This is a genomic window from Ensifer sp. Root558 (assembly GCF_001427045.1).
GTDB lineage: Bacteria > Pseudomonadota > Alphaproteobacteria > Rhizobiales > Rhizobiaceae > Ensifer > Ensifer adhaerens.
Genome location: NZ_LMGC01000033.1, coordinates 437,929 through 454,091, shown reverse-complemented (window position 1 = coordinate 454,091; position 16,163 = coordinate 437,929). Strand labels below are relative to the sequence as shown.

Here is a 16,163-nt window from a genome sequence, read left to right as displayed (position 1 = left end):
GGATTTGAATATGAAACACTATCGTTCGTTCCTCATTGCCAGTGCACTGGCGATGGCTGCCGCAACCCAGGCAAGCGCCGCCGACCCCGTAACCGTCGGTGTCGACAACTTCGTTCGTGCCGAGAGCGACATGTACCTCGCCTCCATGGTCAAGGACGGCGCCTTCGGCAAATTCGTGCATCGGCGCGAACCGGCTTCGATCGACAATCAGACCGTCATTCGCCTCAACCGCGATACGCTCTATTCATCGGCCGTGTTCGATCTCGACGCGGGCCCGGTTACGGTCACCATGCCGGACGCGGGAGAACGCTTCATGTCGCTGCAGGTGGTCAATGAGGACCACTATGTGCCGGAGGTCGTCTACGGCGCCGGAGAGGTGACGTTGACCAAGGAAAAGGTCGGCACACGCTACGCCGTCGTCGGCGTCCGCACCCTGGTCGATCCGACCGACCAGAAGGATATCGCCGAAGTCCACGCCCTGCAGGATGCGATCAAGGTGACCCAGCAGAAGGAAGGCACGTTCGAAATCCCGGCCTGGGACCCGGCCAGCCAGAAGAAGGTGCGCGAAGCCCTGCTTGCGCTCGGCGCCACTATGCCGGACTTCAAGAAGGCCTTCGGCACCAAGGCCGACGTCGACCCGATCCGCCATCTGATCGGCACCGCGACCGGTTGGGGCGGCAACCCCGACAAGGATGCGACCTATCTCAACGTCACGCCCGCCAAGAACGACGGCAAGACCATCTACAAGCTCGACGTCAAGGACGTACCGGTCGATGCCTTCTGGTCGGTCAGCGTCTACGACGCGCAAGGCTTCTACGAAAAAAACGCCTACAATGCCTACGCGATCAACAACATCACCGCCAAGAAGGGCGACGATGGCAGCGTCTCGATCCAGTTCGGCGGCTGCGACGGCAAGATCGCCAACTGCCTGCCCGTGGTCGACGGCTGGAACTATACGGTGCGGCTCTACCGGCCGCGCAAGGAAATCCTCGACGGAACCTGGCACTTTCCCGAGCCGCAGCCGGTAAACTAGGCGTGCCGCGAATTTGGCAGCGGAGGCCGCATGCATGGAACACAGCGATGACAACCTTGCGGCCTTCGCCGAGCATGGCGCAACGCCCCTGCCCGCGGCAACGGTTGAAGGCCGTGTCGAGCGTGACGGCGCACGAATCTGGTATGCGACCTATGGATCGGGCGAACCGGTTATCCTCTTGCACGGCGGCCTTGGCCACAGCGGCAACTGGGGCTTTCAAGTCCCGGCCCTGCTTGACACTGGCCACCGCGTCATCCTGATCGACAGCCGCGGCCATGGCCGCAGCACCCGCGACCGAAAGCCCTACACCTACGAACTGATGGCGGCGGACGTGCTTGCCGTGATGGACAGGCTGGATATTCAGAAGGCCGCCTTTGCCGGCTGGAGCGATGGCGCCTGCATCGCACTTACCCTCGCCTCACAGACGCCGGAACGCGTCAGCGGCGTCTTCTTCTTCGCCTGCAACATGGACCCGAGCGGAACGAAGGACATCGAGCCGAGCCCGGTGCTCGACCGCTGCTTTAGCCGTCATGCCGAAGACTACCGCGCGCTGTCGGCGACGCCGGACGATTTCAGCGCCTTCGTCGACGCCGTCAGCGAAATGCAGAGAACCGAGCCGAACTACACGGCAGAAGATCTCGGCAAGATCCGCGTGCCGGTCGTGATCGTCCAAAGCGAAAACGACGAGTTCATCAAACACGAGCATGCTGACCATCTCGCCCGCAGCATTCCCGGCGCCGCGTTCATCCTTCTCGACGGCGTCAGCCACTTCGCCCCGCTGCAGCGGCCCGACCGCTTCAATGCCGCGCTCACGGCTTTCCTTGTCGCACTCGAAGACGAGCCCAAAGGCGACGCGCAATGACGGCAGTGACGAGCCCTTGTCGGCTCGTCATCACGCCCTCCAGCGACGCTACTCGGCCGCTTCGGTCTCCGGCATCGGCACGTAGTTGAGGATCGGCGACAGCCAGCGCTCGACCTCGCGCACCGGCATGCGTTTACGTGTCGCATAGTCCTCGACCTGGTCGCGCTCGACCTTGGCGACACCGAAATAATAGGCTTCGGGATGGCCGATGTAGAGGCCGGAAACCGACGAACCCGGCCACATCGCATAGCTCTCGGTGAGGCTGACGCCGATCGTTGCTTCTGCGTCAAGCAGCCGGAAGAGCGTTGCCTTTTCAGTGTGATCGGGCTGGGCCGGATAACCCGGCGCCGGGCGGATGCCGGCATAGGGCTCCCCAATCAGCTCCACGGGCGTAAACGTCTCGTCCGCCGCATAACCCCAGAGTTCGGTGCGCACATATTCATGCATGCGCTCGGCAAAGGCCTCGGCGAAACGATCGGCCAGCGCCTTCACCATGATCGAGGAGTAATCGTCGTTGGCGCGCTCGAACCGCTCGGCGATCGCCACTTCCTCGATGCCGGCTGTGACAACGAAACCGCCGACATAGTCGTTGGAGCAGCTATCAACAGGCGCGACGAAGTCGGAAAGGGCCACGTTCGCACGGCCATCGCGCTTGCTGAGTTGCTGGCGCAGCGTGAAGAAGGTCGCAAGTTCAGCGGCCCGATCCTCTCCGGTAAAGAGCCGGATATCGTCGCCGACCGTGCCCGCCGGCCAGAAGCCGACGACCGCCTTCGGCGCGAACCACTTCTCCTCGATGATCTTTTTCAGCATCGCCTGTGCATCGTCGAACAACTGGCGGGCAGCCGCACCTTGCGCCTCGTCGTCGAGGATCTTCGGATAGACGCCCTTCAGCTCCCAGGTCTGGAAGAACGGCGTCCAGTCGATATATCGGGCGAGTTCGGCCAGGTCCCAGCTCTCGAACACGCGGCTGCCGAGGAAGGACGGGGCTTTTGCCTGGTAGCTCGACCAGTCAATCCGATGCTGATTGGCGCGTGCCTGCGACAGGGGAAGGCGGCGCTTTTCCGCCTCGTTGCGCGCATGCGCGTCGGCGACCTTGCGATATTCCGCCCGAACCGTCTCCATGTAATTGTCGCGCGCTTCGGGCGAGAGCAAGCTCGATACGACGCCGACCGCGCGGCTGGCATCGGTGACATAGACCGTCTGGCCGCGGTCGTAGCGCGGATTGATCTTGACGGCAGTGTGCACGCGGCTGGTGGTCGCGCCGCCGATCAGCAGCGGTACATCGAAGCCTTCGCGCTCAAGCTCTGAGGCGACATGCACCATTTCATCCAGTGAGGGCGTGATCAGGCCGGAGAGGCCGATGATGTCGACCTTCTGCTCGCGCGCCACTTCGAGGATCTTCGCCGAGGGCACCATGACGCCGAGATCGATGATCTCGTAATTGTTGCAGGCCAACACGACGCCGACGATGTTCTTGCCGATGTCGTGCACGTCGCCCTTGACCGTCGCCATCAGGATCTTGCCGGCACTTTCGCGCGCCTCGCCGCCATTGGCGAGCTTTTCCGCCTCCATGTGCGGCAAGAGCACGGCGACCGCCTGCTTCATAACGCGTGCGGATTTGACCACCTGCGGCAGGAACATCTTGCCCGAACCGAAGAGGTCGCCGACGACGTTCATGCCGGCCATCAGCGGGCCTTCGATGACATGCAGCGGCCGCGCTGCCTCAAGCCGAGCCTCCTCGGTATCAGCCTCGATGTACTCGGTGATGCCATTGACCAGCGCATGTTCGAGGCGCTTTGCCACCGACCATTCGCGCCAGGAAAGATCCTTCTCGCGGCCCTGCGAGCCGCCCTGTCCGCGATAGCGCTCAGCGATCTCCAGCATGCGCTCGGTCGAATCGGCGCGGCGGTTGAGCACCACGTCCTCGCAGGCCTCGCGCAGATCGGCATCGATGGCGTCATAGACGGCGAGCTGGCCGGCGTTGACGATGCCCATGTCCATGCCCGCCTGGATGGCGTGGTAGAGGAACACCGCGTGCATTGCCTCGCGCACCGGCTCGTTGCCGCGGAACGAGAAGGAGAGGTTGGAGACGCCGCCCGACACATGGACGTGCGGCAGCGTCTTGATGATCTCGCGCGTCGCCTCGATGAAGTCGACACCGTAGTTGTTGTGTTCCTCGATGCCCGTCGCCACGGCGAAGATGTTCGGATCGAAGATTATGTCTTCGGGCGGGAAGCCCGCCTGTTCCGTCAGGAGCTTGTAGGCGCGTGTGCAGATCTCGATCTTGCGCGCCTGGGTGTCGGCCTGGCCGACCTCGTCGAAGGCCATGATGACGACGGCGGCACCGTAGGCGCGGCAAAGCCTGGCGTGATGCAGGAACGCCTCTTCGCCTTCCTTCATCGAGATGGAATTGACCAGCGGCTTGCCCTGAACGCATTTCAGGCCCGCCTCGATCACTTCCCACTTCGACGAATCGATCATCACGGGAACGCGGGCGATATCGGGTTCGGAGGCGACGAGGTTCAAGAACTCGATCATCGCCTGCTTCGAATCGATCAGGCCCTCGTCCATGTTGATGTCGATGATCTGGGCGCCGTTCGCCACCTGGTCGCGCGCGACGTCGAGAGCGGCCGAATAATCGCCGGCAGTGATCAGCTTGCGGAACTTCGCCGAGCCAGTGACGTTGGTGCGCTCGCCGACGTTGACGAAGGGAATGTCGGAGGTGAGCGTGAAGGGCTCCAGCCCGGAGAGCCGCATCAGCGGCTCGACCTTGGGGATCTCGCGCGGCGGATGCTTGGCAACGGCCTTGGCGATCGCGCTGATATGGGCCGGCGTCGAGCCGCAGCAGCCGCCGACAATGTTGAGCAGCCCGTCGCGCGCAAAGGCTTCCACCTGGGCGGCCATCTGCTCCGGCGTTTCGTCGTACTGGCCGAACTCGTTCGGCAGGCCGGCATTGGGATAGGCGCAGACGAAGGTATCGGCAACGCTTGAAAGTTCGTCGATGTGGGCGCGCATCGCATTGGCGCCGAGCGCGCAGTTGAGCCCGATGGTGAAAGGCTCGGCATGGCGCACCGAGTGCCAGAAGGCGGTCGGCGTCTGGCCGGACAGGGTGCGGCCCGAGAGGTCGGTGATCGTGCCGGAGATCATGACCGGCAGGTCGATACCCTTCTCCGCAAAGACTTCCTTGGTCGCGAAGATCGCCGCCTTGGCGTTCAGGGTGTCGAAGATAGTCTCGATCAGAATGATGTCGGCGCCGCCGTCGATCAGACCGCGGATCTGTTCGGCATAGGCGACGCGCAAATCGTCGAAGGTGACGGCGCGATAACCGGGATTGTTGACGTCGGGCGAAATCGACGCCGTGCGGTTCGTCGGCCCGAGCGCGCCGGCGACGAAACGGCGGCGACCGTCTGCGGCTTCGGCCCGCTTGGCCGCGCGCCGAGCCACTCGGGCACCATCGCGGTTGAGATCATAGACCATGTCGTCCATGCCGTAATCGGCCTGGGCGATGCGGGTCGAAGAGAACGTGTTGGTTTCAAGGATATCCGCGCCGGCGATCGCATAGGCGTAATGGATGTCCTCGATCGCCTTCGGCTGGGTCAGCGTCAGAAGGTCGTTGTTGCCCTGTTGATGACAGGCGCAGCCGCCGAATCGGTCGCCGCGGAAATGCTGCTCGACAAAGCCGAGCTGCTGGATCTCCGTGCCCATCGCGCCATCCATGATCAGGATGCGTTCGCGCGCAGCCTGGGCCAGCGCCCGCTTGATCTCGGAGCCATCCGGCTTGGAGGAAACATCGCCGAAAAGGGCGTCGATGGCGGACATGGGAAATCTCCCGTTCTGAAAACGACAAACACTAGGGCAAGTCAATCACATAAAGATATCTTTATGTCAACATATGCAGCAATCACATTTACCCCTCGGAGCAAAGAAAATGGCCCGCCGCAATCGCGACGGGCCTTAACGAAAGCGATACTCTGGATCGGCAAATCAGATCCGGGCTAGGCAGTCCTCGGTTTCATAAATGGCGCAGAGGATATGGTAGAAGCTGCTCGCCGGCGCCGGCTCCTCGACGAAGGTGCCGTCGGCCTTCTGCTTGTCGCGCCAAAGGCCCCCAACCGGCGTCGCCAGAAACGTCTGAAGGGCCGCCGCTGCTCGCGCGGCCGAAGCAAGATAACGCTCGCGCTCGGCACCATTGGTGAGTGCGGCAAAGCGGACGGCCGCCTTCAGCCACTCGGTCTGCGGCCAAAGCCGCGCGATCGGATCGGCCACCGACAGATCGTCGAGAAGCGTCATGATCGCGACGTTGCGGTTCGCGCAGATGCCGTGGGCCTCACCGATATCGAACAGCCGCCGGGCCTTGACGATCGCCTCGGCGCTGCCGCGGCGCTCCGCCCAGCGCAAAAGCAGCCACGCCCATTCGAACAGATGTCCAGGCTCGACGATCCGGCCCTTTTCGCCTGCCATCGGCGCCCAGTCGTGATCGAAGAATTCGCGCAGCACACCGCTCTCGGCATCGATGAAATAATCCATCGCCAGATGCGCAATTTCGTCGGCGAGGTTCGCCCAGCCAACCCGATCGAAGCCCTCGACCGTCTCGCTCGCCAGGCACGCCTCAAAAAGATGCATATGCGGATTGGAGCAGAGCGGCAGGCGCGAGGGATTGTCTTCCTCGAAGCCGGCGACCGGATGCTTGACATGCGCCTCGATCCGCGAGCGAAGGTCATTGCTGCGCTCGATCATCTCGGCCTTGCGGGCCGGCACGACCTCGCCCAGATAGGCGAAGGCAAGCAGCGCGAAGGCCTGGTTGTAGAGGTCAAAGGACGGATCGAGCAGAATGCCGTCGGCATCGGCGAGCGCGCCGTAAAAGCCGCTCGGCTGCTTGAAAATGCGATCGAAATAGGCAAGCCCGCCTTCGGCGGCACCGCGCCAATCACCGGACCAGCCGCGCCGCCCGGCCTCGGCGAAACAGTAGACCTGCCGCGGCTGAACGCGTGCACGCCGGTTGGCGCGGGTCGGCTCGCCTGCCATATCGATCGTCTCGACGAAGCCGCCTGAATGATCGACACCCTTGTCGCGCCAGAGCGGCAGGGCCTTGTCTGCCAGCCAATCCGACAGCACGCGTGATCGCGAAATTATATCCAATGCCAATTCTCAGTCCTCGAGCTTCAAGGCGCCATGATCCTTGCCGAGCAGGGCCGAGAGCGCTTCGACCACCATGTTGTGGTCCTCGCGTTGCGGCAGGCCGGATACGGTGACGGCACCGATACAGCCGGTACCTTTGACGACGATCGGGAAGCTGCCACCGTGCGCCGCATAATCCGCATCGGCAAGGCCGAGCTTGGCCTGCAGATTGGTCTGCGCCTTGGCCAGCTCGCGGCCGGTGGCATAGCTGCTCTTGAACAGGCGGAACACGGTGTTGCGCTTGCGGCGCACCCAGTTCGGATTATCCGGCGTCGCCCCGTCGAGCGCGGCATAGAACACCTGCATCGAGAAGAGCGTGATGTCGATGACGACGCCAAGCTTGCGCTCGGCCGCCATCTTGCGCAGCAGTGAGCCAAGCTCCCACGCCGCATCGAGATCGAAGCGCTCGAACTGCAATTCCTGTTCCTGCCGCGCGATGCGGGCGAGGTCCTTGTCGATATTCATGGGGGTCAGTCCTTCCAGAGCCAGGCCGCACCGCGCACGCCGGAGCTGTCACCGTGCAGGGCCTTGCGGATGGGGGTTTCGAACGTGTCGCCGAAGAGGTAGTTGACCACCCGTGGCGGCACGTCCTGGTAGATCTCGTCGACATTCGACATGCCGCCGCCAAGCACGTAGACATCCGGGTCGACGATGTTGGTGAGCAGTGCCAGGCTGCGCGCCAGCCGGTCGACGAAGCGCTCATAGACGCCCGTTGCAACCAGATCGCCCGCCCGCTTCGCCTCGATGATATCGCGCCCGCGCTTCTCGACGCCGGTCGTCAGGCGATAGTCGAGCTCGACACCCGTGCCGCAGGCATACATGTCGAGGCAACCGTGCTTGCCGCACCAGCATTTGTGGCCAGGATATTCGTCCTGCGTCATCCAGGGCAGCGGATAATGGCCGATCTCGGCGGCAACGCCCTGGTAGCCGGCGTGCACCTTCTTGTCGATCGCAAGGCCGCCGCCATGGCCAGTGCCGACGATAACGCCGAAGACCACATGCTCATTCTTGCCGGCGCCATCGACCGCCTCCGAGACCGCCAGGCAATTGGCGTCGTTGGCAAGCCGGACCGGGCGGCCAAGCGCCGTTTCGAGGTCACGCCCAAGGGGCTTGCCATTGATCAGCACCGCATTGGAATTGCGCACGATTCCGGTGCGCGGATTGGGACTGCCGGGAATGCCGATGCCGATCGAGCCCTGTTCGCCCGCCGTCTGCTCGGCGGCAGCAACGAGATCGAGAACGGCGCGGATGCAATCGTCATAGCCGCTGGTCGGGGTCGAGACGCGATGACGGGCGCGTGTTTCGCCATCGCGGCCAAGCGCGATGACTTCCATTTTCGTGCCGCCCCAATCTATTCCGATGAACATATGTGGATCAGGTCTCTGATGAAGGACTCAATGGGGAGCGCCAGCTTCCTCGGGCCGGCGCTTGCTTTGCTTAGCATTCGGAGGACATGGAAGACCAGCCCCCGTTTCATCGTCGTTTTCAAGCCTGCCGGTCCGCGTCGGGACACCACCCGGACGAGACCACCCAAGCTCGCCGCCGCCTGCATTTCCTCGGGCACGCACGCGAAAACACTTGGCGAAGAGCCCTTGCTTTTGTATGGGTGCTATTCAAGTGGTCCCGTAGCTCAGCAGGATAGAGCACCAGATTCCTAATCTGGGGGTCCCGCGTTCGAATCGCGGCGGGATCACCATTCTCCAAGACCCCCCTTAATCGAATTGGACGCGGCGCACGCCGTGCTGACGCCGTGGATGACAGCAAAGCAACCCCCTCCGGAGAAAACACGGTTCATCTGCTCGTGACCTATATGGAAATGCTCGAACGTCCGGCGGACGATGCGTTTCCGGCACCGATCGCGCAAGCGGTGGTCGCGTCCGAACGTCCGGATGCCGCTGCGTTTCTTTCGCTCTATCGCGCCGTCGGCGAACCGTTGCGCTGGGATCAGCGGCTGCGCATGCCGACGGCCGATCTCGACAACTTTCTCAGAAGCGCCTCCACGATCCTCTACATCCTCCGGCTGGATGGCCGCGCAGTCGGGCTCTGTGAATTCGACCGCGCCGATACCGAGGATGTCGAGCTCACCCATTTCGGCCTGATCCCGGATGTTTACGGCCAAAGGCTGGGGCCATTTCTGCTCGATAGCGCGCTGCGCGCCGTCTGGGACCGAGGTGCAAACCGGATCTGGCTACATACGGACGAATGGGATCACCCGAAGGCGCAGGCTACCTATCGCCGCGCCGGCTTCAGCGCCTTTGCGCAGAAGCTCGAGGAGATCATGCCCTAACGCACGCTCACCGAAGCGGCTGCCACGCCGGGCCGCGCCAGGCTTTGAGTTCCTGCAGAAACACCTGCAGCCGCGATGGCAGGAAGCGCCGCGTCGGATAGACCGCATGCACAAAGACATCCGGCGCGGACCATCCCGGAAGCACGCGCAGAAGCTTGCCGCTCGCAAGCAGGCTGTCGCAGAAGATCGGCGGGAGCCGGCCGATGCCGTGGCCGCGCTCGGTCATGGCACTCGCCGACTGGATATCGTGGACCGACACCGCCCCGGTCACACGCAGGCTGGCCGCTTCGCCACCCTTTACCAGATGCCATTCGGCCTCGTTGCCCCGGGCATTGACCAGGACACAGCGGTGGCCACTCAGGTCTTCGGGTCGCGATGGGGTGCCATGTTTGTCGAGATAGCCGGGTGCGGCCACCAGGAAATGGGTGCTTCGACCCAAACGCTGCGCGACAAGCGACGAATCGCGCAAGTCTCCGAACCGCACTGCGACGTCGATGTTTTCGGCAACGAGGTCCATGAACATATTGGTGACGAGCAGATCGACCTCGATCTCGGGATACGTCTTCAGAAATGCGGACAGGAAATCAAAGAAGGGCGGCTGCCCGAGGGTCATGGGAACGGTGACCCGCAGCAACCCCTCCGGTCTTCTCTGCGCCTCGCTCAGCACCCGCTCCGCGTCGCGAAGCTGCTTCAGCGGTTCGCCGCATTCCGCATAATAGGCGCGCCCCTGCGCCGTGAGACTGAGCTTGCGCGTCGTGCGCTGGATGAGCGTGACGCCCAGTTGCTCCTCGAGCGCCGTGACCTTGCGGCTGACGGTGGAGACCGGCATGCCGAGCGAACGTGCCGCCCGGCTGAAACTCTCGAATTGGGCAACGGCCGCAAAGACCGCGATATCGTTCAGATCGACCATGGGAAGATTTTTGCATCGTTGGAAAAGTAATTCCAGATATTTCCGCCTAATCGCACAATCTGGCAGCAGCCATATTGATCTCACCGAAACCGTCCATCCACGGAGAGATCAGATGACAAACAAAGTCGCCATCATCACCGGTGCATCCCAGGGCATCGGCGCGGGCCTCACAAACGCTTTTCTGGCAGAGGGCTACAGCGTCGTCGCAACCTCGCGCAATGTCAGCCAATCGCGCGAAATCACCGAATCGGACCGGCTGGCCCGGGTCGACGGCGATATCGGCGATCCGGAGACGGCGAAACGCGTGGTCGAAACCGCGATCGCCCGGTTCGGCTCGATCGACGCGCTCGTCAACAATGCCGGCATCTTCTTCACCAAGCCCTTCGTCGACTACACCGCCGAAGACTACCGGCAGCTGAGCGCCACCAACATCGAGGGATTCCTCCACACGACCCAGCTTGTGATCAAGCAGATGCTTTCGCAGAAAAGAGGCGGCAGCATCGTCAGCATCACGACACCCCTTGCCGACAGACCGATTGCAGGCATGAACGCTTCGGTCGCCATGCTGACCAAGGGCGGCATCAACGCGATCTCGAAGAACATCGCCATGGAATACGCAAGGGACGGAATCCGCGTCAACGTCGTGGCCCCCGGTGTCGTCGACACGCCGCTCCACAAGGACAACCCGCGGGATTTCCTGAACACGCTCTCGCCGATGCACAGCATTTCCAGCGTGGCCGAGATCGCGGATGCCGTCCTGTTCCTGACCAGGGCGCCGCGCATAACCGGGGAGGTGCTGAACGTGGACGGCGGCGCGCATCTGGGCAAATGGTAGAGTGGGAGCGCCCGTTGCTGGCGCAGAGCAGCGCAGGGGAAAAGAAACGCGCTGACGTCATGCGCCTGTCACGAACGACAGCTAAACAACACTCACATCTTCCTGATGACCACGGATGAACTGGCATCGACGGAAGGTGATGAGGAAGGTCGGGTTTGCCCCGGCCTTTTTTGTTGGGCCGGTCCCGTTCCTTCGATCACGATCGCAAGGTTGCCGCGCTGGGCGGCTGGCTTGACAGGAGATGCAGTCTGCCTGACGGTGCGCGCATGACGGGAGGACACCATGGGTAAGCTTCTGCAAATCATCGGCATCGTCATCATCCTGGCCGCTCTGGCCGCCGCGATCGCGCTGCTCGTTGCCGATCCGGCAACGGCGCAGCTTCGGGCGCTCGTCATGCTCCCTTGGGCCTTGAGCGCGATCCTGAGCGGCATACTTCTCGCGGCTTTCGGCTCGATGCTGCGGCAGCTCAGCGCGATCCGCGCTGCGACCGAGCGTCAGGCCGCCCTGTTCCAGGCCATCCTTGACCGCAGAGCGCCGACGGCCGCGCAATAAGCGTTGCTATCCGCGTTCGGTCCACCAAAACCTGATGATTTCAATCATCGGGCCTGCACACGCGCAGCCGATGGCCATCCGGGTCAAGCGCGACGAAGGTGCGGCCGAAGACCGCCGTCTTCAGCTCCTGCTCGATCGTGATCCCTTTGCTGCGCCATTCCGCATAAAGGCGCTCGACCTCGACATCGTCCTTCACCATGAAGGCGACTTCAGAGCGGTGACCGCTTCCCGACGAAACGAAATCCCGTGCACCGGTGGACCAGAGACTGAACGTCAGCCCGTTTTCGAGTTGGAAGGCGACATAGGTCGGGAAGGATGCAACAGGTTCGCGTCCAAGCAGGCCGGTATAGAAGGCAGCGCTTCCGGTTGGGTCTTCGACATAGAGCAGGATGAGGTTCGGTGACAGCATCGTCGGGTCTCCTTTTCGATGCCCGGACCCTAGGCACTGCCGCTGTCAGATCCTGTCAGCATCAACCGGACAGCCAAAGGCCGCCGGGCCTTGCGATCCGGCGGCCTTTGGCTGGAAGGCGACACATCAGAAGACGGCGAGATATTTCAACAGAGAGATGATGCCGATGATGATGACGATGATCTGGACGATCTGCTTGGCGCGCGCGTCGAGCGGCAGACGCTGGACGAGATAGAGCACCAGCACGATGACGAGGAAGGTAATCAGAATTCCGATAAGCAGCCCCATGGAACACTCCCATTTTCACACAACAGCGCCGCGATGGCGTCGGGATTGTAACTAGGACGCGAAGGAAAAAGTTCCAATCGAGGCGACAACTTATGCCACTCGTTCACCCAGGCGCAGGCCGAGCCTGGTGTTTCCGCTCAGGCGAGAAGCCGGCTCAGGATGCCGGCTTGCAGGCGGTTCCCCGATCCTCGTCGCCTTTGGTGGCATCATACAGCGTTGCTTCCTCGCCCTTCGTCCACCAGACATATTGCCCGCCGGCATATTTGGCTCCGGACGCAGCTATCACGTTTGAGGCAACGACGAATGTGCCGTCGATGGTGAAGGTCACCAGCGAAACCGGGCCGGCATTGATGTATTCCGCCTCGATCGCCTTGCCGCCGCAGTCGTAGCGGACCGATTGCCGGTCCACCGCATCGGCGCCGGGAACGCGGATCGTCACGTCGGCGCCTCCAGACGCTGCCGTCATAGACGCCAGTTTCAGGGCGATGCCGCCGCCGGCCTTGCCAAGCACGAGCTTCGATCCTTCCACCGACCAGGAAAGCTCGTTGCTGAGCGCCTTGAGGAACTTCTGCTCCTGGTTCATCACCGCGGGCACGCACATCTTGCGTGTCGATGCCGCCGGGCCGAAGGTGATCTTCGAGCCGGAGAGACTGAAAGTACCGGTGAAATGGTTGCAGCCGGCCATGCCGCCATAGGTCCCGTCCTCGCGGATCTCCAGGGTCGACTGGAGATTGTCGATGACCCCACCCCCACCGATATCTTCGGCAAGCCAGGTGGCGACGAGCTGCGGCGGCACGTTTTCCGCCGCAACCGGCTGCATCGATGCCATTTCGATCGCGACACAGGCGCAGGAAACGGCGGTTATGATTTTCAGCATCGCGAACTCCTCCGGACCCCGACTCAAGGCACCCAATTCTTAGCCTGCGGACGAGACGGAATGAAGACCGCACCCTTGTTGCCGGCGGATTTCGCCTGTAGAGCCTAGCAAACAACATAAAAGACTCGGATCGATCTCGTGAAGATCATGCGCCCGCGGCGAAGGCTCAGCCGGGCATTCCGTCCGAAAAGAAGAACATGGGTATTGGCATGGCATCCCACGACAGTGCGAAGCGCCGACTGACGATCCTCGGCTCGACCGGTTCGATCGGCACCAACACGCTCGACGTTATCGAGCGCCTTGGCGGCCGTGAGCGCTTCGACGTCGTCGCCGTCACCGGCAACGGCAACATTCCCCTGCTCGCCGAGCAGGCCGTGAAAGTTCGCGCCGAACTCGCCGTCACCGCCAACGATAGCCAGTACGAAAACCTGAAGGCCGCGCTCGCCGGCACCGGCATTCAGGTTGCCGCCGGCAAGAGCGGCCTGATCGAGGCGGCCGAGCGCAACGCGGACTGGGTGATGGCGGCGATTGTCGGCAATGCCGGCTTGGCGCCGACGCTTGCCGCGGCCCGCCGCGGCGCCGACATCGCGCTTGCCAACAAGGAGTGCCTGGTTTCCGCCGGCAGTCTGTTCATCGACGCGGTGAAGAAAGGCGGCGGTCGGCTGCTTCCGGTCGACAGCGAACACAATGCCATCTTCCAGGTTCTGGAAGAACACCAGCGCCATGCGGTCGAGCGTATCATCCTGACCGCTTCCGGCGGCCCGTTCCGCACCAAGTCGCTGGAAGAAATGCGTCACGTGACGGCGGACGTGGCGCGCGCCCATCCGAACTGGTCGATGGGGCTGAAAATCTCGATCGACAGCGCCTCTATGTTCAACAAGGCGTTGGAGATGATCGAGGCAAAGCACCTCTTCGCGCTCGAACCCGCGCAGGTCGAGGTGATCGTGCACCCGCAGTCGGTGATCCACTCGATGGTCGGCTATACCGACGGATCGGTGCTCGCCCAGCTCGGCTGCCCGGACATGCGCACCGCCATCGGCTATGCGCTCTCCTATCCGAGCCGCTGCAGCCTGCCGATCGAGCGGCTCGATTTCGCCAAGCTGTCGCGCCTCGATTTCGAGGCGCCGGACGAAGTGCGCTTCCCTGCCATCCGCCTGGCGCGGCGCGCCATGGTCGAAGGCGGCGTGCAGGGTGCGGTCCTCAACGGCGCCAAGGAAACCGCGCTCGACGCGTTCATCGCCGGCCGCACCGGCTTTCTCGCCATGGCAGAGATCGTCGAAAAGGTCATGGACAAGCTTGCCGACCTGCCGGCGGCCGCAACGATGGACGACGTCTTTGCCGCCGACGAAAAAGCCCGGCACTTGGCGGCCGGGCTGCTTCGGTAATTCAGAGCTTTCTGACCGGCGCGCATGGCGCCGGCAAGATTGGCCTTACGCGACAGCGCGGGCCAGCGCACAGCGCGACCACAGCGAATGCAGCGCGCCGACGAGATGGTCGATGTCGGCATCCGAATGGAGCGGCGTCGGGGTGATGCGCAGGCGCTCGGTCTTCTTCGGCACCGTCGGATAGTTGATCGGCTGCACGTAGACGCCGAAATTGTCGAGCAGGAGATCCGAGATCCACTTGCACTTGGCAGCGTCGCCAACCATGACCGGCACGATATGGCTCGGGTTCGGCATGTGCGGAATGCCGCGCTGGTCGAGCAGCGAGCGCAGACGACGCACACGCTCCTGGTGCGCGAAACGTTCGACCTGGCTTTCCTTCAGGTGGCGGATCGAGGCGAGCGCACCGGCGGCAAGCGTCGGCGGCAGCGCCGTCGTGAAGATGAAGCCGGAGGCAAACGAGCGGATGAAGTCGCAGAGTGCGGCTGAGCCGGTGATGTAGCCGCCCATCACGCCGAAAGCCTTGCCGAGCGTGCCTTCGATCACCGTCAGGCGGTGCATCAGGCCTTCGCGCTCGGCAATGCCGCCGCCGCGCGGACCGTACATGCCGACCGCATGCACTTCGTCGAGATAGGTCATGGCGCCGTACTTGTCGGCGAGGTCGCAGAATTCCTTGATCGGCGCGATGTCGCCATCCATCGAATAGACGGACTCGAAAGCGATGAGCTTCGGCGCACGCGGATCGGCGGCAGCGAGCTTGGCCTCGAGGTCAGCGACCGAATTATGCTTGAAGATGACGCGTTCGCACTTGGAGTGACGGATCCCCTCGATCATCGAAGCGTGATTCCCGGCGTCCGAGAAGACGATAACACCGGGAATCTTGGAACAGAGCGTTCCGAGCGCGGCCCAGTTGGACACGTAGCCCGAAGTAAAGAGCAGCGCCGATTCCTTGCCATGCAGGTCCGCGAGCTCGCGCTCAAGCAGGACGTGGTAATGGTTGGTACCGGAAATGTTGCGGGTGCCGCCGGCGCCGGCGCCGCATTCGTCGATGGCGCGCTTCATCGCCTCGGTGACGACAGAATGCTGGCCCATGCCGAGATAGTCGTTCGAACACCAGACGGTGACTTCCTGAACGCCTTCAGCCGTATGGCGCGCGGCCTTCGGGAATTGGCCGCGATGACGGGCGAGGTCTGCGAAAACCCGGTAGCGGCCTTCCTGATGCAGCCCGTCCAGCTCGTTCTTAAAGAAATTCTCGAAATCCATCATTTTCTCCAGTGCCCGGCCGCTTTCTTCAATCAAAGCGACCTGGGGTCAACCTCGGAATGCCCGGCATCTGCCAACTGCGGCAAAAGGCCCTTGACGCGCTGCCTTCCCAGCGAGTGCATCCGAGATGATCTAGCATTTTTGAGCCTGAGCATCTTCGCTGCTTTCACTGAAACCGTTTCAACGGGAACAGCCCTAGTTTTGAAACATTCCAAAGAAAGCCTTAGTGCATGTTCATCACGTCAAGCTTGATCGAAGTCAAGCAAGGATGAAAAAAGGACGGCCGA

The 16,163-nt window shown here is 62.7% G+C and carries 15 protein-coding genes and 1 tRNA gene; 7 read left to right on the top strand and 9 right to left on the bottom strand.

Features of this window, described 5'->3' with window-relative positions; translation table 11 throughout:
- Positions 1 to 10: 10 nt before the first annotated feature.
- Together ASD63_RS26105 and ASD63_RS26100 are read left to right on the top strand one after the other, a co-directional pair.
- Positions 11 to 1,033 (top strand): DUF1254 domain-containing protein, encoded by a 1,023-nt coding sequence (locus ASD63_RS26105; protein WP_034803068.1) that lies wholly within the window; start codon positions 11 to 13, stop codon positions 1,031 to 1,033.
- A 34-nt stretch (positions 1,034 to 1,067) separates the two neighbouring features.
- Entirely contained in the window at positions 1,068 to 1,895 is an 828-nt protein-coding gene (locus tag ASD63_RS26100; protein ID WP_034802362.1) for an alpha/beta hydrolase, read from the top strand.
- A 48-nt stretch (positions 1,896 to 1,943) separates the two neighbouring features.
- Here the strand turns inward: ASD63_RS26100 and metH are convergent, their stop codons facing one another.
- The 4 genes from metH to ASD63_RS26080 form a co-directional block, all read right to left on the bottom strand.
- On the bottom strand, positions 1,944 to 5,714 hold the full coding sequence (gene metH / locus ASD63_RS26095) for a methionine synthase (RefSeq protein WP_034802365.1): 3,771 nt from the start codon (positions 5,712 to 5,714) through the stop codon (positions 1,944 to 1,946).
- A 165-nt stretch (positions 5,715 to 5,879) separates the two neighbouring features.
- On the bottom strand, positions 5,880 to 7,040 hold the full coding sequence (locus ASD63_RS26090) for an AGE family epimerase/isomerase (protein ID WP_090426259.1): 1,161 nt from the start codon (positions 7,038 to 7,040) through the stop codon (positions 5,880 to 5,882).
- A 3-nt stretch (positions 7,041 to 7,043) separates the two neighbouring features.
- Complete coding sequence (locus ASD63_RS26085) at positions 7,044 to 7,538, bottom strand: heme-degrading domain-containing protein (protein ID WP_034802370.1); 495 nt, start codon at positions 7,536 to 7,538, stop codon at positions 7,044 to 7,046.
- A 5-nt stretch (positions 7,539 to 7,543) separates the two neighbouring features.
- Entirely contained in the window at positions 7,544 to 8,440 is an 897-nt protein-coding gene (locus ASD63_RS26080; RefSeq protein ID WP_034802372.1) for an ROK family protein, read from the bottom strand.
- A 252-nt stretch (positions 8,441 to 8,692) separates the two neighbouring features.
- Here ASD63_RS26080 and ASD63_RS26075 point away from each other — a divergent pair.
- Positions 8,693 to 8,769: transfer RNA gene (locus ASD63_RS26075), tRNA-Arg, on the top strand.
- Positions 8,770 to 8,823: 54 nt separating this feature from the next.
- On the top strand, positions 8,824 to 9,360 hold the full coding sequence (locus ASD63_RS26070; RefSeq protein WP_234798714.1) for a GNAT family N-acetyltransferase: 537 nt from the start codon (positions 8,824 to 8,826) through the stop codon (positions 9,358 to 9,360).
- A gap of 7 nt (positions 9,361 to 9,367) precedes the next feature.
- Here the strand turns inward: ASD63_RS26070 and ASD63_RS26065 are convergent, their stop codons facing one another.
- A complete protein-coding gene (locus tag ASD63_RS26065; protein WP_034802377.1) occupies positions 9,368 to 10,270 on the bottom strand; it encodes a LysR family transcriptional regulator in 903 nt (300 codons plus the stop codon).
- 112 nt (positions 10,271 to 10,382) lie between these two features.
- On the opposite strand from ASD63_RS26065, the gene ASD63_RS26060 reads away from it, so the two are divergent.
- Both ASD63_RS26060 and ASD63_RS26055 read left to right on the top strand, forming a co-directional pair.
- Positions 10,383 to 11,105, top strand: coding sequence for an SDR family NAD(P)-dependent oxidoreductase (locus tag ASD63_RS26060; RefSeq protein WP_034802380.1), 723 nt, complete (start codon positions 10,383 to 10,385; stop codon positions 11,103 to 11,105).
- Positions 11,106 to 11,387: 282 nt separating this feature from the next.
- Complete coding sequence (locus ASD63_RS26055) at positions 11,388 to 11,657, top strand: hypothetical protein (protein WP_034802382.1); 270 nt, start codon at positions 11,388 to 11,390, stop codon at positions 11,655 to 11,657.
- Positions 11,658 to 11,697: 40 nt separating this feature from the next.
- Here ASD63_RS26055 and ASD63_RS26050 read toward each other — a convergent pair whose 3' ends face one another.
- From ASD63_RS26050 to ASD63_RS26045, 3 genes are all read right to left on the bottom strand, one after another.
- A complete protein-coding gene (locus ASD63_RS26050; RefSeq protein WP_034802384.1) occupies positions 11,698 to 12,066 on the bottom strand; it encodes a VOC family protein in 369 nt (122 codons plus the stop codon).
- 126 nt (positions 12,067 to 12,192) lie between these two features.
- Positions 12,193 to 12,354 carry a Thivi_2564 family membrane protein gene (locus ASD63_RS35785; protein ID WP_089044368.1) on the bottom strand — a complete coding sequence of 54 codons (162 nt, stop codon included), beginning with the start codon at positions 12,352 to 12,354 and terminating at the stop codon, positions 12,193 to 12,195.
- Positions 12,355 to 12,508: 154 nt separating this feature from the next.
- Positions 12,509 to 13,231: an META domain-containing protein gene (locus tag ASD63_RS26045; RefSeq protein ID WP_034802387.1), complete on the bottom strand. Its 723-nt coding sequence runs from the start codon at positions 13,229 to 13,231 to the stop codon at positions 12,509 to 12,511.
- Positions 13,232 to 13,440: 209 nt separating this feature from the next.
- On the opposite strand from ASD63_RS26045, the gene dxr reads away from it, so the two are divergent.
- Positions 13,441 to 14,616: a 1-deoxy-D-xylulose-5-phosphate reductoisomerase gene (dxr, locus tag ASD63_RS26040; RefSeq protein WP_034803071.1), complete on the top strand. Its 1,176-nt coding sequence runs from the start codon at positions 13,441 to 13,443 to the stop codon at positions 14,614 to 14,616.
- Between the two features lie 45 nt (positions 14,617 to 14,661).
- On the opposite strand, the gene hemA is transcribed toward dxr, so the two are convergent.
- Positions 14,662 to 15,876 (bottom strand): 5-aminolevulinate synthase, encoded by a 1,215-nt coding sequence (gene hemA / locus ASD63_RS26035; protein ID WP_034802389.1) that lies wholly within the window; start codon positions 15,874 to 15,876, stop codon positions 14,662 to 14,664.
- Between the last annotated feature and the right edge of the window lie 287 nt (positions 15,877 to 16,163).

Bases quoted from the DNA above. Each gene is read 5' to 3' on its own strand.
- ASD63_RS35785 (WP_089044368.1), bottom strand. From the start codon at position 12,354: ATGGGGCTGCTTATCGGAATTCTGATTACCTTCCTCGTCATCGTGCTG.
- ASD63_RS26060 (WP_034802380.1), top strand. From the start codon at position 10,383: ATGACAAACAAAGTCGCCATCATCACCGGTGCATCCCAGGGCATCGGC.
- ASD63_RS26065 (WP_034802377.1), bottom strand. From the start codon at position 10,270: ATGGTCGATCTGAACGATATCGCGGTCTTTGCGGCCGTTGCCCAATTC.
- ASD63_RS26080 (WP_034802372.1), bottom strand. From the start codon at position 8,440: ATGTTCATCGGAATAGATTGGGGCGGCACGAAAATGGAAGTCATCGCG.
- ASD63_RS26085 (WP_034802370.1), bottom strand. From the start codon at position 7,538: ATGAATATCGACAAGGACCTCGCCCGCATCGCGCGGCAGGAACAGGAA.
- ASD63_RS26100 (WP_034802362.1), top strand. From the start codon at position 1,068: ATGGAACACAGCGATGACAACCTTGCGGCCTTCGCCGAGCATGGCGCA.
- ASD63_RS26045 (WP_034802387.1), bottom strand. From the start codon at position 13,231: ATGCTGAAAATCATAACCGCCGTTTCCTGCGCCTGTGTCGCGATCGAA.
- ASD63_RS26055 (WP_034802382.1), top strand. From the start codon at position 11,388: ATGGGTAAGCTTCTGCAAATCATCGGCATCGTCATCATCCTGGCCGCT.
- ASD63_RS26105 (WP_034803068.1), top strand. From the start codon at position 11: ATGAAACACTATCGTTCGTTCCTCATTGCCAGTGCACTGGCGATGGCT.
- hemA (WP_034802389.1), bottom strand. From the start codon at position 15,876: ATGGATTTCGAGAATTTCTTTAAGAACGAGCTGGACGGGCTGCATCAG.
- metH (WP_034802365.1), bottom strand. From the start codon at position 5,714: ATGTCCGCCATCGACGCCCTTTTCGGCGATGTTTCCTCCAAGCCGGAT.
- dxr (WP_034803071.1), top strand. From the start codon at position 13,441: ATGGCATCCCACGACAGTGCGAAGCGCCGACTGACGATCCTCGGCTCG.
- ASD63_RS26050 (WP_034802384.1), bottom strand. From the start codon at position 12,066: ATGCTGTCACCGAACCTCATCCTGCTCTATGTCGAAGACCCAACCGGA.